Below are 20,547 nucleotides of genomic sequence, written 5' to 3'. Positions count from 1 at the left end.
GGCCTTGCCAAGCCTGAGGCCTGCCCCTATCTGGCGTTTCATCGTTATAACACGTTGGAACACTGGATGGCAGGCAAGGACGCTCCGATCGAGGCGACGCGCGACGCCAAAGCGTTGACGCAGGACCTCTGCGCTGCCCTGCTCACGCCTGATAACACGGCGGAGATGGCGCGCCTGCTGACCGATCTCTGCACACCGTCCGAGATCCGCACGCTGGCCGAACGCTGGCACGTTGCCCGTCTGCTGGACGGCACCGACCTTTCCTATCGCGAAATTCATGAGGCGACCGGGGTCAGCACGACAACCATCGTCCGCGTCGCCCGTTTTCTGCGCCAGGAGCCGAATGAGGGCTACCGCCGCGCCATCGACAGTCTCGGAACCCCCCATGCTCGTTGACCAGACCCGCCTGCACATCGCCATTCAGAAATCGGGCCGCTTGTCCGATTACAGTCGCGGGCTGCTCCGCGACGCCGGCCTCAAGATCCAGAACGGAAAGAACGATCTGACGGCACGGGTGGACAATTTCCCCGCCGACCTGATGTTCGTGCGTGACGACGACATCCCGATCTTCGTCAGCGACGGAGTCTGCGAATTCGGCATCGTCGGCGAGAACGTGCTGCGTGAATTCTCGCTCGGCGAGCCCGAGCCCCGCTTCGAAGTCGTTGCGCAGCTCGGCTTCGGCCGCTGCACGCTCAAGATCGCGGCACCGGAGGCCACCGGCTACGAGGGACCCGAGTCGCTCCGCGGCGCCCGCATCGCCACCTCTTACCCGCGTATCCTCCAGCGCTTCCTGGACGATCGGGGGATCGAGGCGACGGTGGTCAAGATGAACGGGGCCGTCGAACTCGCGCCGCGCCTGCAGATCGCCGGATTCATCTGCGACCTCGTCTCGACCGGCGCGACACTGGAGGCGAACGGGCTTCGCGCGGTCGAAACGGTGTTCGAAAGCGAAGCGGTACTGGTGCGCACCGGAAAGCCGATGGCCGAGGCGAAGGTCGAGCAGGGCGCGCAATTGCTCAGCCGGATCGACGGCGTGCTCGCCACCAAGGAATCGAAATACATCATGCTCAACGCGCCGAGCGAGGCGCTGCGCGAGATCACCGACATTCTGCCCGGCGCCGAGGCGCCGACGATCATCCCGCTCCACGGCCGCCCCGGCCATTTCGCGGTCCATGCGGTCTGCCAGGAATCCGTCTTCTGGGAGACGCTGCAGAAGCTGAAAGCCGCGGGCGCCTCCGCGATCCTCGTCCTGCCGATCGAAAAGATGATGCTGTGAAGACCTACAACTGGACCGATCTGAACGCGGCCGCGCGCCGCATAGCCCTCGCCCGCCCCGAGCAGCGCAGCGATCCCGCTCTGCAGGTCGCGGTGCGCGCGATCGTCGACGACGTCCGCAGCCGCGGCTGGGAAGCGCTGGTGCAGCAGGCGACCCGCCTCGACGGCGAAGCGCCGACGCGGGTCGCCGTGGCGCCGATCGCCGCCGAGGCACGCCGCACCCTTTCCGCAGATCAGATTGAAGCGATCGAGCTGGCTGCGCGCAACATCGAAACCTTTCACGCCGGCAGCTTGCCGCAGGATCATGTCGTCGAGACGCTGCCTGGCCTTACCGTTCGCAAGATCTGGCGGGCGATCGACCGGGTTGGGCTCTACATTCCCGGTGGCAAGACGCCGCTTTTCTCAACTCTGCTGATGCTCGCCATCCCGGCCCGTGCCGCCGGCGTTGCCGAGATCGTCGTCGCAACGCCGCCCCGCCCCGGCGGCGGACTCGATCCGGTGATCGCGCTTGCCGCAGAGCTTTGTGAAATCGACGCGATCTGGACGGTCGGCGGTGCGCAGGCGATCGCCGCTCTGGCGTTCGGCGCCGGCGACATCCCGGCGGCGGCGAAGATCTGCGGACCTGGCAACGCCTGGGTCGCCGAGGCGAAGAATTACGTCGCCTCGCTGCCCGGCGGAGCTGCGATCGACATGCCGGCGGGGCCGAGCGAACTGATGGTGATCGCCGACGACAGCGCGGATCCGACAACGGTCGCCGCCGACCTGCTCAGCCAGGCCGAGCATGATCCGACGGCGCAGGTGTTGCTGGCGACGCCGTCCAAGGCACTCGCCGACGCCGTGGAGCGTGAAGTGTCCGCACAGGCGGCGACGCTGCCGCGCGCGGAGATTGCCGAGGCGTCGCTGGCCCATGCCCGGTTCGTCATCACCGCCGATCTCAAGGACGCGGCAGAGGTCGCCAATCTCTATGCGCCCGAGCATCTGTCGCTGGCCGTGGCACAGCCTGAAGACCTGCTCGGAGGCATACGCAACGCTGGCGCGATCTTCGCCGGCCGCCTCGCGTCCGAGACGTTCGGCGATTATCTCGCCGGATCCAGCCATGTCCTTCCTACCGACGGCGCAGCCCGCGCCTGGAGCGGGGTTTCGGCCTATACCTTCCTCAAGGCGATCAGCGTGCAGACGGTCACGGCCGAGGCCGCTGTGCGCATTGCGGGCCCGGCGGCGGCGCTGGCACGGCTCGAGGGCCTGGAAGCGCATGCCCGTTCGGCCGATGCGCGGCTAGCGGTTGCGGCAGGTTCCAACGCTGCCCCACCCCCATTCCCTTCCCCGAGCGGGAGGGGAGTGAAAGAGGTGGCGGAAGCCTTGGCGAGACCGGAGATCCTTGCGCTGCCGCCGTTCGATATTGCGGCGCAGGCGAACGAGGCGTTCGGGCCGGATGCGATCAAGCTCGACGCCAACGAGAATCCATTCGCGCCGCTCAGCGAAGGCGCGCTCGCGGCCGGCCTCAACCGCTATCCCGAACCGCAGCCCGCCCGCCTCAAGAAGGCGATGGCTGCTCTCTACGGTGTTGCACCCGACAATCTGATCGTCACCCGCGGTGCCGACGACGCAATCGACATCCTGATCCGCGCCTTCTGCCGGCCGGCGCTGGACGCCGTCTCCATCTGCACGCCGACCTTCTCGGCTTACGGCCATTTCGCCAAGTTGCAGGGCGCGCGGCTGATCGAAGCGAAGCTCGACGCCAATTTCGATTTCGACGCCGATGCCTTTCTCGACACCGTCCGCCACGAGCCGTCGCTGAAGCTCGCCTTCATCTGCGCGCCCAACAATCCGACCGGCAATCTCGTCGATCCCGCCGACGTGCTTCGCGTCGCCGATGCGCTTCCGAACACCCTGATCGTGCTCGACGAGGCCTATCTCGAATTCTCGGAAACACCGAGCCTCGCCGAGGAAGCGATCCGTCGGCCCAACCTCGCCATCCTCAAGACGCTGAGCAAGGCCTTCGGGCTTGCCGGCGCCCGGATCGGCGCCTTGCTCGGCAACCCGGATCTGATCGCGATCGCGGCGCGTGCGCTTCCCCCTTATCCCTTGCCGAGCCTTTCGATCGAGGCTGCGCTTGCGGCGCTTTCGCCATCGCGACGCCCGATCCACCTCGAGCGGATCGCGCGGATCAAGGCCGATCGAGATCGGCTGGCTGGCGAGTTCGCCCGCGCACCGATCGTTAACGCCGTGCGCAGCGGCGGCGGCAACTTCCTGTTCCTCGAAGTCGACGATCCTGCCGCTCTCGCAAAGAAGCTCAACGGCCTCGGCATCCGCGCCCGCTTCCGGCCGAATGCCGCACCGGGCGGGGTCCGAATCACGATCGGCACCGATGCCGAAAACGACGCCGCCCTCGCCGCCTTCGGGGTTCCGGCCAACGATTCGCCGGCCCGGCGTGGCGAGGTCGTGCGCGACACCAAAGAGACCAAGATTGCAGTCGCGGTCGATCTGGATCGCCCGGCACCGCGCAAGATCGACACCGGCATTCCTTTCTACGACCACATGCTCGATCAGATTGCAGCGCATGCCGGGTTCAGCCTGATCCTGTCGTGCGAAGGCGATCTCGAAATCGACGCCCATCACAGCGTCGAGGATTGCGCGATCGCGTTCGGCACGGCGCTGTCGCGCGCGCTCGCCGACCGACGCGGTATCGGCCGCTTCGGTTTCTCCCTGCCGATGGACGAGACCGAGGCGCATGTTCTGATCGACCTTTCCGGACGCCCGTACAGCGTCTTCGAAGGCACGTTCGAGGCGAGCCACATCGGCGACTATCCGACCGAGATGACCCGCCACGTCTTCCGCTCGCTGGCCGACAGCCTCGGCGCGGCGATCCACGTCCGCGTGCAGGGCGAAAACGACCACCACAAGACCGAGGCCTGCTTCAAGGCATTCGGACGCGCGCTCCGCCAGGCGGTCGGGCGCGAGGGCGATCGCGACGCAATGCCGAGCACGAAAGGCGTGTTGTGAATCTCGTCATCGTCGACATCGGCTGCGGCAACATTGGGTCGGTCGGCATCGCGTTCGAGCGATTTGGGCTGTCGCCGACCATCACCGGGGATCCGGAGGTGATCGGCGCGGCCGACAAGGTCATCTTTCCCGGGGTGGGCGCCGCCGGCTACGCGATGGAGCAGATCAACGCCCGCGGCCTTGCCGGAACGCTGCGCGGGCTCACTCAGCCGGTGCTCGGCATCTGCCTGGGCATGCAATTGCTGTTCGAACATAGCGAGGAAGAAGATACCGCCTGCCTCGGCATCATCCCCGGCCGGGTCCGCAAGCTCGTGGCACGGCCCGGCATGCCGGTGCCGCACATGGGCTGGAGCAAGCTGGATGTGCGCGATCCGGATCTTGGACTCGCGCCAGGCGACTATGTCTATTTCGCCAACAGCTTCGCCAGCGATCCGGGGCCGGTAACCGTCGCCAGCGCGCAGTACGGGCGCGAGATTCCAGCTGCTGTTCGTTCCGCCAATTTCCTCGGCGCACAGTTCCACCCAGAGCGCTCCGGCGAGGCCGGCGCGCGCTTCCTCGAGAGTTTCCTGAAGGCATGATCATCTATCCCGCCATGGACCTGATGGGGGGCCGCGTCGTCCGGCTCGCGCAGGGTCGCTTCGACGACGCCACCACCTATGCGGCGGATCCGGCAGAAGCGCTGGCCCAATTCGCAGCGGCAGGCGCACTGTGGGCGCATGTCGTCGATCTCGACGGCGCACGGGCGGGCACCCCCGTCCAGCACGATCTGATCGCGGATCTCGCCCGCGCCGCCCCCCTCAGACTCCAAGTTGCCGGCGGATTTCGGACCGGCGAGCAGATCGCGCGAATGTTCGACGCCGGCGTCGGCCGTGTGGTGATCGGCAGTCTCGCTGTAAAGCAACCGGATCTCGTCCGCGGCTTCCTGGCGGAACATGGCGGTGACCGCATCACCTTGTCGCTCGACGTGCGGGTGATCGACGGAACGCCCATCGTGGCGACTGCGGGCTGGACCGAGGACAGCGGACGATCCTTGTGGGACATTGCCGCTTTGTACCCCGAGGCCAGGCACTTGCTCCTGACGGATATCGGCCGCGACGGCATGCTTGCCGGACCCAATTTCGAACTGCTCGAAGACGCCGGCCGGCGCCTGCCCCACGTCGCCATCCAGGCGTCGGGCGGCGTTTCGTCGCTCGACGATCTGAAGCGCCTCGACACCGACGGTGCGATCGTCGGCAAGGCTTTGTGGGAGGGGCGGATCACGCTCGAGGAGGCGGTGAACCTTGCCGGCGCGTAGGATCATCCCCTGCCTCGACGTCAAGGACGGCCGCGTCGTCAAGGGCATCCAGTTCCGCGACCATCGCGATGTCGGCGACATCGTCGAGAGCGCGATGCGTTACCGTGAAGAAGGCGCCGACGAGCTGGTTTTCTACGACATCTCCGCGAGCGCGGAGCGGCGCAGCCTCGACCCTGAATGGGTGCGCCGGATTGCGAAGGTGATCGACATTCCGTTCGCCGTCGCCGGCGGTGTCCGAACCCGCGACCAGGCTGCAGCCTGTCTCGACAATGGCGCCGACAAAGTCTCGATCAACTCGCCGGCCCTCGAACGACCTGCCTTGATCGAGGAACTGGCCCGCGATTTCGGCAGCCAGTGCATCGTCCTCGGCGTCGACAGCTTCGAGGCGGACGGAGACTATTGGGTGAAGCAATATACCGGTTCTCCCGATGCCACGCGCGACACCGGTCGCCGCACGCTCGACTGGGCGCGAGAAGCGACGGAGCGCGGTGCCGGCGAAATCGTGCTCAATTGCATGCGCCGGGACGGCGTACGCACCGGCTATGATCTCGCCCACACCAAGGCCGTCGTGGACAGCGTCGAAGTGCCGGTGATCGCCTCCGGCGGTGCCGGCGCGCCCGAGCATTTCCGCGATGCGTTCCTCGAGGCCGGCGCAAGCGGCGCGCTGGCCGCCACCGTGTTCCACGATCGTCTGATCGCGATCCCCCAATTGAAGGAGTATCTGGCAACATGCGGGATCGAAATGCGCCGCTGAGCGCCGCCGACATCAACGCGCTCGCCTGGGAGAAGATGGACGACCTTCTGCCCGCCGCCGTGCAGGACATCGCCACCGGCCGGCTGCTGATGCTCGGCTATATGAATCGGGAAGCGCTCGCTGCCACCCTCTCCTCCGGCTTCGCCACCTTCTACAGCCGCTCCAAGGGGCGGCTGTGGATGAAAGGCGAGACCAGCGGAAACCGTCTGGCCGTGCGCAGCGTCCACGAGGATTGCGACTCCGATGCCCTCCTCGTCCGCGCCATTCCCGAGGGCCCGACCTGTCATCTCGGCACCGCCTCCTGTTTCGGCGGCGAGGAGCAGGGACCCGGCTGGCTCGCCGAGCTTTCCCGCATTGTTCACGACCGCGCCGTCTCGGGCGAGGCGACGAGCTACACCCGTCGCCTGCTCGCCGAGGGCAATGCCAAGATCGCGCAGAAGATCGGGGAGGAAGGCGTCGAGGTCGCGCTTGCCGGCGTCACCCGAGACGCCGTCGGCTGCGCCGAAGAGACCGCCGACCTGTTGTACCACGTGTCCGTGCTGATGGAGGCGCGGGGATATGAGTGGACGGATGTGGTCGACATCTTGCGCCGACGACACAAAGCCTGACGCGTTACGGAAGCGCCTTCCATCCCAACGCGCGCTATGCTTGTGTCGCTCTCCCCGGTTCGGAGTTCACCCATGCGCATCGTCTACGCCGCCGCTTTCGCTCTCGTTTCCACCATGGCCATTGCACAGGCGCCGACTTCGGCGCCGGGTAGCCGCAATCCCGCGGCGGTGACTGGCGGAACCTATACGGCCGATCCGAACCATACGCTGGTCATCTGGACGCTCGATCATCTCGGTTTCTCGCCTTACACAGGCATCTTCGGCGACGTCACCGGAACGCTCACGATCGATCCCAAGGCACCGAATTCCGCCAAGGTCGATGTGACCATCCCGGTGTCGAAGGTCGTCACCGCAAGCGCTGGCCTCACCCAGCACCTGCTGCGTCCCGGCAAGGACGGCGGCAAACCCGATTTCTTCGGAGGCTCTCCCGCGGACGCTCGCTTCGTATCCACTGCCGTTGTCGCCAGCGGTCAGAAGGCGCGGATCACCGGCGACTTGACCCTGAACGGAGTCACCAAGCCCGTCACCTTGAACGCGGAATTCTACGGCGCCGGCAAGATGCCGGCGGAGATGGGCGGCAAGGAGAATGTCGGCTTCCACGCTACCGGAACGATCCAGCGCAGTCAGTTCGGCCTTGGCTTCGGCGTTCCGATGGTGGGCGACTCGGTGAAGCTCGACATCTCCGCCGCCTTCCAGAAGTAACGTTCAGCGCTGGACACGGCCGCTCTCGGCGCGCGGCCGTGTTCCGTCTCCTGCTGCGGAAAGGCGAACGTCCACAACCAAGCCCGGTCCACCGGTGCGGAAGGAGATCTCTCCTTCGTGCAAGCGCACGATCGCCCGTACGAGCGACAAGCCCAGCCCCACTCCGGGCGCTTCCAGCGAAGCCGGGGCACGGAAGAAGCGATTGCCCAGGCGGCTGATCGCCTCATCCGGAACTCCGGGACCGGTGTCGGCGACCTGCAGCCGAACCTTATCCTCCCCACGAGCGGCCCGAACCGTCACGTAACCACCAGCGGGCGTGAACTTGATCGCGTTGTCGAGGAGATTGGCAACCATCTGGAACAGAAGGTCGCGATCGCCGAGGACCACCAGATCGCCGCCGAGCTCCTGCGCAACATGGATCGCATTGTCCTCGGCGGCGGGACCATAGAGTTCCACAGCGTCGCCGATCAATTCGGCAAGATCGACAAGGACGAACTCCGCGTCGTGCCGGCCGCTCTCGATACGGGAGATGCGCAGCACCGCATCGAACAAGGCCTGCAGGCGATCCGCCTCGTCGATCACATCGAGCAGATTCGCCGACGTCTCGGCGTCCGGCGATGCGAGCTTTCCAAGGCTTGCCTGCAAGCGGCTGAGCGGCGTTCGCAGTTCATGCGCGACGCTGTCCGATGCCGTCCGTACCGCCTCCACGCCCGCCTGGACCCGCTCGAGCATCAGATTGAGGGTAACCGCCAGACGATCGAATTCGTCGCCGCTGCCGTTGATCGGAACGCGCCCGGCGAGATCGCCGGCCATGACCCGGCGCGCCGTTTTCGTGACCGCGCCGAGGCGGCGCCCGATCGCCCAGTTCATCAGCAAGGCACCGATGGTGGCCAGAAGCAGAGTCGCGGCGATCAGGTAGAGCACAGCCGACGCGATCGCTTCCTCGACATCGTCCAGATCCTCGACGTCGCGGCCGAGCATCAAACGCGATCCGTCCGACAGGCGGCGATCGAGGACCAGCGCCTCATGATCGTCCTCGTCGCCGTCGCGGTAGATGTCGGCCTCGATCGAATGCCAACCGGTCCCACGATATGCGGGCCAGCTCGGCAGGTTGGTGCTCACCACCGTCCCGCCCGGATCGGCAAGCAGGTGAAAGCCGGCGCGGTGGGAGGGCGCGCCTGCGCGCGCTTCCAGCCGTCTCGCCAGCGCATGGCGATCGCCGCGATAGGCGGAGGCGAGCGCATCCGACTCCCTTTCGAGTTCCGCTTTCACGGCATTGCGCGGCCAAGTGATGCTGACCAGCTGATAGGTGCCGAGCACGAGCGCCAGCGAGATTGAGAAGATCAGTGCGTAGCTCGCCGCCAGACGGAAGGAGAAACTGCGAAGCAGCCTCACGGATCGGCCCGAAGCATGTAGCCGGAGCCTCTTACGGTGTGGATGAGCGCTGCCGGCGAGACCAGTGCCAGCTTCTGGCGAAGGCGGCTGAGATGTTGATCGATCACGTTGGTCTGCGGATCGAAATGGTAGTTCCAGACATGCTCGAGCAGCATCGAGCGGGTCACCACCCGGCCGGCATGAAGCGCGAGCATTTCCAGGATCCGGTACTCGCGCGCGGTGAGGTCCACCACCTTCCCATCGAGCTTCACGCAATGGCCGAGACGATCGACCAACAGCGGCCCGACACGCAGATCCGACACCTCTTCCTGAAGCACGCCCCGCCGCCCGAGCGCCTCGACCCGGGCGATCAGCTCCGAGATCGCGACCGGCTTGGCGAGGTAATCGTCACTGCCGGCGCGGAGCCCCTTCACCCGCTCATCGACGTCGCCGAGCGCGCTGAGGATCAGGACGGGTGTCGAGTCCCCGGTTGCGCGCAAGGTCTGGAGGATCTTGAGACCGTCGACATGCGGCAGCATGCGATCGAGCAGGATGACATCGTAGCGCTCGGTCGAGGCCTGGATCAGTCCGGAGCGACCGTCTTCGCGCAGATCGACGATGTGGCCTTCTTCTTCCAGGCCCTTGCGCAAAAAGGCGCCGACGCGGGGATCGTCCTCTACGAGCAGGATGTGCATGCTCTCTGTCTTTCAGAGCCGAGCGCCCGAGACAATGGCCGTGCGCGAAGCTGACGAAATTCAAAGGTTGGAGCAAGCCAAGCGTCAGCGCCGACCGGCAGAAGGCATTCATGGAGACGAACACGGGCCTCACCGGCTGCTCCATGACCCCTACTCCCACACAGGACCAAGATCATGCGCATCCGCACCCCGCTCCTCATCGCCGCGACGATCGGCATCGTTCCCGTGACTGCCTCGGCCGCCGGCACCCCCGACCGGGCTCCGACCGAAGCCGAACGCGCGGCGATCGTTCGTGTCCTCCAGGCCAACGGCTTCGTCGCCTGGGACGATATCGAGCTCGACGACGGTCGCCGCTGGGAAGTCGACGACGCGCGGCTCGCCAATGGCGAGACCTATGACCTGAAGCTGGCGCCGGACACGCTCCGCATCACACGGCGCAGCCGCGACGATTGAGGCGAAGCAGCGCCGGGTGCGCCGCTTCGGACGCTCTCAGCCGGCGTCTCGCATCACGGCCACCGCCTGCTCGAACAGAGCGGGCGTGGCCGCTGCGATGACCCGCCCGGCAGAAAAATCGTCGCCGCCAGTCCAATCACCGATGACTCCGCCGGCGGCGCGCACCACCGGAATGAGAGCGTTATAGTCATACGGTTTCAGCTGTGATTCGATGACAAGATCGAGCGTCCCTGCCGCGAGCCGGGCATAGGCATAGCCGTCATGGCCATAGCGGGTGGTCCGGACACCGGCGCGGACCCGCTCGAACGCGCCGCGTTCGGCGTCTTCGAAAAGATACGGATCGGTGGTCGAGAGTCGCGCTTCGGCAAGGGACGTGCGGTCGCTGGCGCGGAGCCGCACCTGCTGCCCGGAGCGGACGAAAGCTCCGTCTCCACCCGCGCCCCAATAGCGCTCGCCGAGGCAGGGCACGTCGATCAGCCCTATCGTCGGGCGGCCGTCCTCGAGCAGAGCGATCAGGGTTACCCAATTGGGCAGGCCGCAGGTGAAGGAGCGGGTGCCGTCCACCGGATCCAGACTCCACACGAACGGGCCGCTCGAAGGCCGCTCGGGAAATTCCTCGCCGGCGATGCCGTGCTCGGGATAAGCGGCCTCGATCGCAGCGCGCATCGCGCGCTCCGCCTCGCGGTCCGCATCGGTGACCGGGTCGAAGCCATTCGCGCCACCCTTGTCGTCGGCCCCCACTCCCGCCTCGAAGCGGTGGAGGGTCTCGGCCCGCGCGAGATCGGCCAGATTGTGCGCGAAGGCGGCCAAGGCCGCGTGATTCCCGTTCATTGCCATCCGCCTCGCGTGCGGCGGCGCATGGAAGTGGTCAAGCCTGCATGGATTGCAGTCGAAAAAAGCGCCGGCATTCCATTGGCGAAGCACGAGCCAGAGCTGCATCGCTCTGCCATGGATGCATACGAACCCGCCGCAGCGTCGCAGTTCAAGAATCGGCCCTTTCGGGACCGGCTGGGATTCGCCTTGCGCGGCGTTCGCCTGATACTCGCGCGGGAGCGGAGCTTCCGAGCGCAAGCCTTGATCGGCCTTTGTGCGCTGGGGATCGTTGGCTTGCTTCAACCAGGCTTCATCTGGGCGGCCCTGGTCGCGCTCTCCGCCGGCATCGTTCTCGCCTTCGAAGCTTTCAATGCTGCCCTGGAATATGCGATCGACCGCCTTCATCCGGAAGTTGCCGAGGAGATCAGGCACGCCAAGGATGCCGCAGCCGGCGCCGTGTTGATCGCGAGTGTCACCGCCGTGCTGGTCGGCGCAATGTTGCTCGCGTCAAGCTTGTAACGGAAGCGAGGGAGGTCGCCGTCGGCGGCGCACCGCCGACGGCGACCGGCGCCCTGTCGCGGCAGGGGGGCCCCCGCGACAGGACGAAGGCGTCAGAAGCCGATCTGCAGCGCGATCCGGCCGGAGACCGCCGCCCGGCCCTGCTGTTCCTCGGCGCCGACCTCGCCGCCGATGGAGAAATCGCCGCTGCCGCCGATCAGACGGAGCTTGCCCGTCCAGCCGTCGGTGCGCTTCTCCGGCAGCAGGGTGAACGCGGTGCCGCTGCCGAAACGCGCAGTGGTGGCGCCGATGTCGCCGCCGAGGATCTGCCGGCGTCCGCCTTCGATCTCGACCCGGAAAAAGCCGGAGTCACGGTCCTTGCGTTCCTTGAAGTCGTAACCGAGGGTGAGCGATGCCTCCCCGGCAAATTCGTCGCTCTTGCGCTTGTCGACGGTCAGATCCATCGCATTGCCGCCGCCGCTCTCGGCATAGCCATCCTCGGTCAGGCGGTAGTAATCGATCGCGAGCAGCGGCCGAAGGCTGAAGCGCCCGAAAGCGGCCTCGTAGGAAATGCCCGCCGCGGCCGAATAAAGCCGTCCGTCCCACTCCCCGGTCGAGGTGCGGCGGATTTCCTCGCCATTGACGACGCCGCTGAAGTGACGCGTGCCGTCGAACTTGATCGCCGCCGCCGAGCCGCGGACGAAGGAGCGGAAGCCGCCCCATTCGCCGCGCCAGTGCACCCCGAGCTCATATTGATCGGTGCGAACCTCGCTGTCGTTGATTCCTTCGTCGCGGCCGCTGAGATAGGACAGCGAGGCACCGATCCTGCCGGCGCTGCCGAGCGCGATTTCGGCACCGCCGTTCGCGCCCCAGCCGGTGATGTCGTATTCCGAGGTGTCGCCAAGATTCTTCGAGGTTCCCCAGGCGACCTGCTGAACCCAGAAGCCCCATTGGCCGGCATCGAAATAAGGAGCGCCCGGATCGCGCAGCATGCGTGCGGTCGCGCGCGATGCCTGGGTGACGGTCTCGAACACGCCGCCGGCATGTTCCGGCAGCAGCTGCTGGATCGAATCCCGGAACGTCTCGGTCTCGCTCATCTGGAGAAAGGCGCCGGCGAGCTTGGTGTCCTTGTCGAGCACCGAGTAGACGGCGTCCCAGGCGCCCGCTTCCGACCGATTGAGGCCGATCTCGGCCGCCGTCTTGCGAGCGATTGCGACCTTGATCTCGCCGGCCTGCTCGTTCGCCGTCAGGCTGCTCTTGAGGAACACCGGCAGCAGGACCGAAGTCGATGTCAGACCGGCGGTTCCGGTCAGGCTGCCTGCCTTGAGCACAGTATAGGTACCCAGCGATCCCGAAACGCTGTTGAGGCGGACCTGAAGCTTCGAGCCTTGCGCGAAGGCCGCGTTCCCCGCGACCTGGTACAAGCTGCTCTTGCCCGCCGCGGGATCGAGCGTGACGCCGAGCACACCGGTGGCGCCGACGTTCAGCGACGCGATCGCTGCCGTGCCGGTGCCGCTCAGCTCGAGCGTGCCGCCGGCGACGTCAACGGCAAGGCCGGTGGCATTGAGCAAGCTGCCGCTGAAACGCGCCGTCCCGGATAGCGCCAGCACGTCGGCACCGCCGCCGAAATCGGCGCTGCCGCTGAACACCGACGTTCCCGCCAGGCTCATCCGATCCGCGCCGGAGCCGAACACTGCGCTTCCCGAATATTCCGCATCGCCCGCCATCGTCAGGCGGTTGGCGCCGGTGCCGAACCTGCTCGTTCCCAGTACCTTGCCATCGGCAAGGTCGAGCTGATCGTCACCGGCGCCGAACAGGATGTCACCCGAAATCGAGGGGGCGGTGACACCCTGTCCAACCGTTGTCTGGCGCACGACGGCGCCAGCATTGTTGCTTCTGAGGTCGATCGCGACGGCGCGGCCGGTATCAAGGCCGAGCGTGGCGATGGTGATGGCGCCGCTATTCTCGACCAGCGCGATCTTGCCGCTATTGTCGACGATTGCCGACGCGCTGCCGGCGCCGCTCGCCGCAGCGCCGATCGTGCCGCTGTTGCGGATGGCCGTGACGGTCGCGCCCTGATCGACGACGATGCCGCGGGAGATGGTGGACGCCGTCGAGGCGCCCTGGGCAGTGACGCTGCCCGAGACCCGGATCTCGTTCACGGTGGCGTCGCTGCCGATGCGGATGCCGGTGGCGTTGGCCGCGTTGGAGACTGCGCCGACCGCGCCTGTGACGGTCATTCCGCCGGCAACGTTCACCGCCTGGCCCAGGCCACCGATGACGATGCCGTTGGCCTCGACGCCGCTATAGACGCCGCGGCCGGCGATGGTGCCGTTCAGCACCATGCCATGGCCGTTCGCATTGCCTGCGACGGCGCCGATGGTGACGGTGCGCGTGGCAGATCCGACCAGCAAAGCCGGCGCCGCGCCATAGGAGGTGACGGCGGCGCTGCCTTCCTTTGAATCCTCGACGCCGTCCTTGTCTTCGTCATTGTCGGTGGCACTGCTGTCCTTCGGCGGCACGTCGAAGAAGATACCCTTGGCGACGTCGGCACCGACCCGGACGGCTGGTCCGCCCTGCAGGAGATCGTCGGCGTCGAGCTTGGAGACGTCGCTGGGTGCGGTGGTCGCGCGATAGCCGGTCGAGGCGACGGCCGCCTGGATCACGAACGCACCGCCGATGTTTCCGTCCAGCGATACCGCGGTTGCGCCAAGGCCGGTGGCACCGGTCGCGCCGGTGATCCGGACGTCCCCGCTTACCGCGCCGGCGCGGACGCCTACGGCGCGATCGCCGACGACGGCGATCGTGCCGCTCTGAGTCAGTGATCCGGCAAGAGCGCCGTCGAGCGCAATGCCGGCGGAATCGTTGCCCTCGATCGAAATCGAGCCGCTGTTGACGATATTGCCGGTGAAGGTCCCGCCCGGGGCGATCCGGATGCCGATCCGGCGTGCACCGCGGGCGAGAGCGCCATCGAGGTCGCCATCCTTGTCCGCATCGGTGGGTGCATAGCTTTCCAGCAGCTCGATCTTGCCGCTGTTGGTGACCGTTCCAGTGGTTCCGCCATTGACAAGAATGCCGGTGACGTCGTTCAGATCGTTGGTCTGGATGGCGCCTTCGTTGGTGATCTTGTTGTTGCTGTCGAGCGTGACAGCCGCACCACCGCCGGCGGCGAGCACGACCGACCCGGCGCTGGTGATCCGCAGGTCGTCCGCGGCGCCGGCCTTGATCGTCGAGCTCTTCTGGCCGGTGGTGACCTTGGTGGTGATGGTGGTTTCGGCGCGCGCCGCCGTTCCAGTCACGGCGAGCAGGGCGAGCGGCGTCAGGCAGGTGCAAGCAAGCAGATTACGCATGTGAGTCCTTCGTTTCGGCAAGGGCACCACCCCCCGGCGGATCGCCCATTCGAAGGACAAGACGGCACCGCGGAATCCGACCCGCACCCGTACCGAAAGGATTTTTTTAGAAGCGCACGTCCCAGCCGAGGCGTACCGTCCGCGGCTGCATCGGCGTCACCTGGCGGGTGTCGTTGAGCGTGAACGGGGAGCCGAAGGCGAACCGATTGCCCCGCTCGTCGAGCAGATTGGAGATGGTGAACGACCAGGCATGATTGCCGCGCTCGAGCCTGGCGCCGAGGCGGGTATCCAGCCAATCCCCCTGCGGTTCGCCGAGGATCGGTCCGATGCCGAGCCGCGAACGACCGACGTAGCGGGCGGACGCCGACATGCGGAGGGTGACCGCTCTCGACAGGGGTCTTTCATATTCGGCGCCGATCCTGGCGTTCACCTTGGCGACGTTTGGCAAAGGCGCGGTGGGCGTCATGATCACGCTCGGTGCCGGGTTGGTGACCAGGCTGTCGTTCAGCACGGCCGCAGCATCCAGCATCAAGCCCGGCAGCGGCCGCCAGCCCGCCCGCAGATCGAGCGTGTAAATGCGGCCGTCACCGATGTTGGTCGTCGTCGGCAGACCGTCGAAATCGATGATGTCGGCCTGAATGTCGTTCCACCGCGTGTAGGACACCGACGCCGTGCCTTCGAAGCTGCGGTCGCGTCCGCCGAGCAATCGCACGCCGCCTTCGAGCGTCGCCACGCGATCGTTGCGGAAGCGCTGCACCAGAGCGCCGGTGACCGACAGGCCCCCGGGACGGAAGCCCTCCTGGTAGCGCAGGAAGAAGGACAGATGCGGCGAAGCCTCGGCAGAAATCGCGACCGAAGGCAGGAAGGAGGTTTCGGTCCGGCTCGCCTCGATCGTCCGGAGCAGCGCCGCGAAGGCGAGCGGCGCATCCAGCGCCGCGCCCGACAATCGCGAGTGCGACAGCCGGGCCCCACCCGTGACGGTGATCGCCGGTCCGACGCCGACGCTCGCCTCGCCATAGACGGTGGCTTCCTCGATGCCGTTGCGCACGCCGGTGATCGGCTTCAACACATCGGGTGGGCCAAGCGCGCGGCTCTGCTCCGACCGATTGCTGATCAGGCTGGCGCCGATCAGCCAGCCCCGTCCCTGTGGCCCCTCGCGCGAAAGGCGGGTGTCGGCGGACAGCATCGTGACCTCCGTCCGCTGCTCGAACTGGGTCGGCGGACCGCCCATGCGCGTGGAATCATAATGTTCGGTGAGCGTCTGCCGCACGGCGCCGGTCGCGGTGACGAAATGGAGATCGCCCCAGTGCTTGCCGACGACAAGATCGGCCAGCGCATAGGAATTGCGGAAATCCTGCGGCACATAGCTGTGACGCGTGAGCGGCTTGCCGTCCCGATCGGCGAATTGCGCATCTTCGCCGCGAATATGCTGGCCGGTAAGACCGAGATCGACCGTCCAGCCGCTTGGCGAGCGCAGGCGCAGGGCGGCGCGTCCGCCGACCGTGCGCGTGCGGTTGACGTCGTCCAGCCCACGCTCGAGATCGTCGATATAGCCGGCTTCGGACTCGCCGTAGTAGGAGAGGCGCAGGGCCGCGCGCCCTTCGGCAATCGGCACGTTGATCAAACCGGCGAGATCGCCGCCGATGCCGCCATGCTGCGTGGCCGAGAGGCCGGTAGAGGCACCGCCCTCTTGGTCATAGAGATCGGGTGCGTTGGGTAGCACGCGGATGATGCCGCCCACCGATCCGGCCCCGTACAAAGTGCCCTGCGGCCCCGGCAGAATCTCGATCCGCTGAACGTCGTGCAGCTTCAGATCCGGATCGGGCGCATTGTAGTTGAGCCGGGTCTCGCCGAGATATTGGCCGACGGTCGCCTGGGTTGGACCGTTGAAGCTGGAATCGGCGATCCCGCGCAGGAACAATTTGTTGCGCCCGGGGCCGAGATGCGTCGACGTCACCGCCGAAACCCGCCCGGCCAGTGCCTCCGATCCACCGAGGCCGGCGAAGGCGGGATCGTCGCCATCGATCAAGGTCGCGACGCCGGGATAATCGGCGAGCGGAAGTTGCCGTTTGCTGCCGGTAACGACGATCTCTTCCGCCGGTGGCTCGATCGCCTCCGGAGGCCGGGCCGGCTTCGTCCGGGGTTTGGGTGGCAAAAGCCTTGCTACGCGCTGCGGCGGCTGCGGCTGGGACCGAGGCCGCCGTTGCGGGGCAGAGACGATCAGCCAGGTTCGGGGGCCAAGCGGAACCGCCCGCGCCCCTGCCCGCGCCAGCATCCTTTCGAGCGCGTCTTCGACGGACAGCTTACCGGCAACCGCCGGAACGGAAAGCGCTGCGAGCGCGGGATCGCGGATACCGATGCTGATCCCGGCTTGCCGTCCAAGCGCGTTGACCGCGTCTCCGAGACGACCGCCGGGCAAGAGCAGCCGATGCCGCTGGGCGGCCTCGGCGGCAGAGCTCAGCGACACGATGATTGCTGCGGCGGTAAGGACCCTAGCTGCCCGCACCCGTCGACATCTTCATAACCCATCCGTCGCCCGAGCGAGCAACCTCCAGACCGAGCAATGCGGCGGCGCGCGACAGCACTTCCTCCTTGCCGCCGTCGAGCATGATCACGCCGCTGAACGGGCGCCCGCCGGCACCGGCTTCGGCTTGGACCTGGACACCCAGGTTGCGGCCGAGATCGACGGCGATCCGCGATACCGGCGCACCGGAATAGACCAGCCGCCCCTGCCGCCACGCGCCGACCGCGTCATTGTCGACTCTGGTCACCTCGGCGCGTGCGCCTCTTGCCTTGCTGAGGGCCATGCCCGGCGACAGGCTCTTGCGCTCGCCATCGGGCTCGAACAGCACCGCGCCTTCCGAGACGGCGACGTCGAGCGACGCGTCGGTCCGGACCACGTTGAACACGGTGCCGAGATCCCGCAGCAATGATCCGCCCGCTTCGACTTCGAACGGCCGGGCGCTGTCATGCACCACCCGGAACAACGCCTCGCCGCGATCCAACTGCGCAAAGCGCGGACGATCCTTGTCCAGCGTCACGCGGGTGCCGCCATTGAGCTCGATGCGGGTGCCGTCCTCGAGCGCAATTGTGCGCTGTTCTCCCGGCGCCGTTTCGACGGTGTAGCCGCTTCCCCATCCGGCGACGCCATACCAACCGGCGAACAGCGCGAGACTCGCGGCGATGCCCCAGCCCAGGAACGCGCGCCGGTCGCCGGTTCGGCGTGGAACCGCGGGGGTGGCGGGTGCAGGCTGCCAGACGGGCGCCGGAGCGGCAGCCGGCAGAGCTTCGGCGTCCGCGTCAGCCAGTGCCGCGACATCGTAGGCCGCAAGATTGGCGGGATCGGCTTCGAGCCAGGCCGTGAACGCGTCCCAGTCATCGGCCGAGCCGTCGCGCAGCCGGATCACCCAGCCGATCGCCTCATCTTCTGTCTGTCTCTGGCTCTTCAGCATCTGGGTCACCTCGATGCCCTGACGCCGCGGCGCGCTTCAACCCGCATCCAGCCGCCTCCGCAAATCGACGAGCGCGCGATAGGCCTTCTGCAGATGCTTCTCGACGGCACTGAGGCTGATGCCGAGATCGGCGGCAATGTCGCGCTGGCTTTCGCCCCTGAGCCGGAAACGGCGAAAGATCGTGTCGGTACGTTCGCCGAGCTGGGCGAGCGCGGCCTCGGCGGTGTCGAGCTCGTCGCGGGCGAGCGCGCTCTGCTCCGCATCGGGCCGTTCGTCGGCCGGCTCGATGCCCGGCTCGGCGCCCACCCAATCGGCATCGCGCTTCGCCTGCCGCTGCGCCGCGCGGCGGCGATCGAGCATCAGATTGTTTGCGGTGCGATAAAGATAGGGAAGTGGATCACGGATCGGTCCGGTCGCCCCTGCCGAAGCCTTGATCCACATCTCCTGCAGAAGATCCTCGGCCTCGTCGGCGGCCCCGCGCGCGCGCAAGAAACGGAGCAGCGCCGGCCTGTTCGCCAGGTAGACCTGCTCGAGCCCGCCGGGGCTCCCCGCATTCTCGTCGCGAGCGCGCTCCAGGGCACTCATGCGATTCCCCAATCTCCCCAAGGGCGAGCCAGTCCCACCCCTGCCATGAACGGCCGATGACTCACTCTATACCCGATAATTGAAACTGATGCTGATCCGCGGATCCTTGCCGGTGCCGGGAACCACCTCATGCCGCAACCAGCTTTCCCACAGGAAGACGGTACCCGGCTGCGGCGGCGCAGTCACGAACGTCCGTAACATTTCGGGCGCATCCTCGCGCCGAGTAGGGGCCGCCATCATCATCGCCAGGCGAGGATCCTCGAGCTTCAACGGCCCGGCACCGGGCGGCACCGCGACGTACACCGTACCGGAGATGACGCTGTGGGGATGGATGTGAGCGCCATGAACCCCGCCGGGCTTGAGCAGGTTGACCCACAGGCTGTCGAGCTTCAGACGACGGCCGCCGAGATCGAAGGCGCAATCCGCGGCGAATTTCGCCACGTGACGGTTGAGCGGCCGCACCAGATCGGCGAAGCGCGGATCGCGGATCGGCAGATCGTTCAGCGAGGCATAAGAGGTATAGCCGCGGTAGCCGTGATCGCGCGACCAGCGCCGCCCCGCCTCATCCTCGTCGGCGAGCGCACGACAGGCCTCCTCCAGTTCGGCGAGCAGGGCGGGATCGTCAAGCGCCCCTTCGTAGAACAGGGTCGCAAACAGGGATCGGATCGGCATTGCGCCCCGTTAGTCGAAGCCGTGCGCCGCGAACAGCTTCAATGCGCCCTTTGCCCGGGCCGCCGAGCAGCGCTAGGCAGCACGCCTGAGGGAGGGCCTCTATGCAAGCCTATGTTGATTTCGTCATGGAGCTCGATCGCCTCAAGGGCGTGACCCGCAAGGTCAAACCGATCGGCCTCGATCGATACGAGAATAGCGCCGAGCATAGCTGGCAGATCGCTCTGCTCGCTGCCTCGCTCGCCCATCTTGCTGAAGAAAAGGTCGACGTGAGCCGGGTCGTCGCGATGCTGCTCGTCCACGACGTCGGCGAGATCGACACCGGCGACGCGATCGTCTTCGCCGAAGGCGGATGGGAGGAGCGCAAGGCGGCGGAATATGAGGCGGTCAAACGCATCTTCGGCCATTTGCCGGAGGATCGCGGCGCGCCTTTCTTGGCGCTCTGGCGAGAGTTCGAGGCGGGAGAGACGGCGGACGCACGGTTCGCAAACGCCGTGGACCGGGCGATGCCGGCCCTCCTCAACCTCGCCAATCACGGCCAGAGCTGGCGCGAGAACGGGATTGCCTTCGAGCGCGTGGTGGCGCGGATCGGACCGCCTATTAACGCCGGATGCCCGGCCTTGTGGGCCTATATGCTGCCGCAGCTCGAAATCGCCCGAGAGCAAGGCTGGTTCGGCGCCTGACCCGGCAGAAAGCATCAGGAACGTGCGCCCCCGAGACCTGTTCTTGCTCGTCGAACCGGAAAGGATAGCGACATGGCCAAGGACCTGAAGGCCGGCGATCACGTCAAGTGGAAGAGCCACGGCGGCGAAGCCCATGGCACCGTCGAAAAGAAGCAGACGAGCGAGACCCACATCAAGGGCCACAAGGTCGCCGCGACTAAGGACGAACCACAGTTCATCGTCAAAACCAAGGAAGGTAAGCGCGCGGCGCACAAGCCGGAGGCGCTGACCCGCGAGTGACGCTGGCGGGCTGACTCGATAATAAGAGCCATCCACACGCCACCGCTGGAGCTGGAGGGG

At 66.8% G+C, this 20,547-nt stretch carries 20 protein-coding genes; 12 read left to right on the top strand and 8 right to left on the bottom strand.

What is annotated here, in order from left to right; genetic code table 11:
* Window positions 1–66 precede the first annotated feature (66 nt).
* The 8 genes from ETR14_RS18240 to ETR14_RS18205 all read left to right on the top strand — a co-directional run bounded on the left by ETR14_RS18240 (window position 67) and on the right by ETR14_RS18205 (window position 7,636).
* Entirely contained in the window at window positions 67–396 is a 330-nt protein-coding gene (locus ETR14_RS18240; protein ID WP_129387158.1) for a YerC/YecD family TrpR-related protein, read from the top strand.
* Window positions 386–1,276 (top strand): ATP phosphoribosyltransferase, encoded by an 891-nt coding sequence (hisG, locus tag ETR14_RS18235; RefSeq protein WP_129387155.1) that lies wholly within the window; start codon window positions 386–388, stop codon window positions 1,274–1,276. The genes ETR14_RS18240 and hisG overlap by 11 nt, the downstream gene beginning before the upstream one ends.
* The gene (gene hisD, locus ETR14_RS18230) at window positions 1,273–4,278 is read left to right on the top strand and encodes a histidinol dehydrogenase (RefSeq protein ID WP_129387152.1); all 3,006 of its coding nucleotides are present in this window, start codon (window positions 1,273–1,275) and stop codon (window positions 4,276–4,278) included. Before hisG ends, hisD begins: the two co-directional genes overlap by 4 nt.
* The gene (hisH, locus tag ETR14_RS18225) at window positions 4,275–4,856 is read left to right on the top strand and encodes an imidazole glycerol phosphate synthase subunit HisH (RefSeq protein ID WP_129387149.1); all 582 of its coding nucleotides are present in this window, start codon (window positions 4,275–4,277) and stop codon (window positions 4,854–4,856) included. The genes hisD and hisH overlap by 4 nt, the downstream gene beginning before the upstream one ends.
* Window positions 4,853–5,572: a HisA/HisF-related TIM barrel protein gene (locus ETR14_RS18220; RefSeq protein WP_129387147.1), complete on the top strand. Its 720-nt coding sequence runs from the start codon at window positions 4,853–4,855 to the stop codon at window positions 5,570–5,572. Before hisH ends, ETR14_RS18220 begins: the two co-directional genes overlap by 4 nt.
* Window positions 5,559–6,326 carry an imidazole glycerol phosphate synthase subunit HisF gene (hisF, locus tag ETR14_RS18215; protein ID WP_129387144.1) on the top strand — a complete coding sequence of 256 codons (768 nt, stop codon included), beginning with the start codon at window positions 5,559–5,561 and terminating at the stop codon, window positions 6,324–6,326. Before ETR14_RS18220 ends, hisF begins: the two co-directional genes overlap by 14 nt.
* Complete coding sequence (gene hisIE, locus ETR14_RS18210; protein WP_129387141.1) at window positions 6,302–6,934, top strand: bifunctional phosphoribosyl-AMP cyclohydrolase/phosphoribosyl-ATP diphosphatase HisIE; 633 nt, start codon at window positions 6,302–6,304, stop codon at window positions 6,932–6,934. Before hisF ends, hisIE begins: the two co-directional genes overlap by 25 nt.
* Window positions 6,935–7,006: 72 nt before the next feature.
* Window positions 7,007–7,636, top strand: coding sequence for a YceI family protein (locus tag ETR14_RS18205; protein ID WP_129387138.1), 630 nt, complete (start codon window positions 7,007–7,009; stop codon window positions 7,634–7,636).
* 3 nt (window positions 7,637–7,639) lie between these two features.
* Here the strand turns inward: ETR14_RS18205 and ETR14_RS18200 are convergent, their stop codons facing one another.
* Both ETR14_RS18200 and ETR14_RS18195 read right to left on the bottom strand, forming a co-directional pair.
* Window positions 7,640–9,031 (bottom strand): HAMP domain-containing sensor histidine kinase, encoded by a 1,392-nt coding sequence (locus tag ETR14_RS18200; protein ID WP_129387136.1) that lies wholly within the window; start codon window positions 9,029–9,031, stop codon window positions 7,640–7,642.
* Window positions 9,028–9,705, bottom strand: coding sequence for a response regulator transcription factor (locus ETR14_RS18195; RefSeq protein ID WP_129387133.1), 678 nt, complete (start codon window positions 9,703–9,705; stop codon window positions 9,028–9,030). The genes ETR14_RS18200 and ETR14_RS18195 overlap by 4 nt, the downstream gene beginning before the upstream one ends.
* A gap of 174 nt (window positions 9,706–9,879) precedes the next feature.
* Between ETR14_RS18195 and ETR14_RS18190 the strand changes: the two genes are divergently transcribed.
* Window positions 9,880–10,158: a PepSY domain-containing protein gene (locus ETR14_RS18190; protein WP_129387130.1), complete on the top strand. Its 279-nt coding sequence runs from the start codon at window positions 9,880–9,882 to the stop codon at window positions 10,156–10,158.
* Window positions 10,159–10,194: 36 nt separating this feature from the next.
* Here the strand turns inward: ETR14_RS18190 and ETR14_RS18185 are convergent, their stop codons facing one another.
* The gene (locus tag ETR14_RS18185; RefSeq protein ID WP_129387127.1) at window positions 10,195–10,989 is read right to left on the bottom strand and encodes an inositol monophosphatase family protein; all 795 of its coding nucleotides are present in this window, start codon (window positions 10,987–10,989) and stop codon (window positions 10,195–10,197) included.
* On the opposite strand from ETR14_RS18185, the gene ETR14_RS18180 reads away from it, so the two are divergent.
* On the top strand, window positions 10,951–11,490 hold the full coding sequence (locus tag ETR14_RS18180; protein WP_206185861.1) for a diacylglycerol kinase: 540 nt from the start codon (window positions 10,951–10,953) through the stop codon (window positions 11,488–11,490). The two genes, ETR14_RS18185 and ETR14_RS18180, sit on opposite strands and share 39 nt — an antisense overlap.
* A gap of 92 nt (window positions 11,491–11,582) precedes the next feature.
* Here ETR14_RS18180 and ETR14_RS18175 read toward each other — a convergent pair whose 3' ends face one another.
* The 5 genes from ETR14_RS18175 to ETR14_RS18155 form a co-directional block, all read right to left on the bottom strand.
* Window positions 11,583–14,819 carry an autotransporter domain-containing protein gene (locus ETR14_RS18175; protein WP_129387124.1) on the bottom strand — a complete coding sequence of 1,079 codons (3,237 nt, stop codon included), beginning with the start codon at window positions 14,817–14,819 and terminating at the stop codon, window positions 11,583–11,585.
* A gap of 106 nt (window positions 14,820–14,925) precedes the next feature.
* On the bottom strand, window positions 14,926–17,325 hold the full coding sequence (locus ETR14_RS18170; protein WP_129387121.1) for a TonB-dependent receptor: 2,400 nt from the start codon (window positions 17,323–17,325) through the stop codon (window positions 14,926–14,928).
* A complete protein-coding gene (locus tag ETR14_RS18165; protein WP_129387118.1) occupies window positions 17,312–18,271 on the bottom strand; it encodes a FecR domain-containing protein in 960 nt (319 codons plus the stop codon). Before ETR14_RS18165 ends, ETR14_RS18170 begins: the two co-directional genes overlap by 14 nt.
* A gap of 36 nt (window positions 18,272–18,307) precedes the next feature.
* Window positions 18,308–18,856, bottom strand: a complete 549-nt coding sequence (locus tag ETR14_RS18160; protein WP_129387116.1) for an RNA polymerase sigma factor — start codon at window positions 18,854–18,856, stop codon at window positions 18,308–18,310.
* Between the two features lie 66 nt (window positions 18,857–18,922).
* The gene (locus ETR14_RS18155) at window positions 18,923–19,528 is read right to left on the bottom strand and encodes a TIGR02466 family protein (RefSeq protein ID WP_129387113.1); all 606 of its coding nucleotides are present in this window, start codon (window positions 19,526–19,528) and stop codon (window positions 18,923–18,925) included.
* A gap of 101 nt (window positions 19,529–19,629) precedes the next feature.
* On the opposite strand from ETR14_RS18155, the gene ETR14_RS18150 reads away from it, so the two are divergent.
* Both ETR14_RS18150 and ETR14_RS18145 read left to right on the top strand, forming a co-directional pair.
* Window positions 19,630–20,208: an HD family hydrolase gene (locus ETR14_RS18150; RefSeq protein ID WP_129387110.1), complete on the top strand. Its 579-nt coding sequence runs from the start codon at window positions 19,630–19,632 to the stop codon at window positions 20,206–20,208.
* A 72-nt stretch (window positions 20,209–20,280) separates the two neighbouring features.
* Window positions 20,281–20,487 (top strand): DUF2945 domain-containing protein, encoded by a 207-nt coding sequence (locus ETR14_RS18145; protein ID WP_129387107.1) that lies wholly within the window; start codon window positions 20,281–20,283, stop codon window positions 20,485–20,487.
* Window positions 20,488–20,547: the final 60 nt, after the last annotated feature.

This window comes from Sphingosinicella sp. BN140058 (assembly GCF_004135585.1).
Lineage (GTDB): Bacteria > Pseudomonadota > Alphaproteobacteria > Sphingomonadales > Sphingomonadaceae > Allosphingosinicella.
This window is presented reverse-complemented; position numbering and strand designations above follow the sequence as displayed.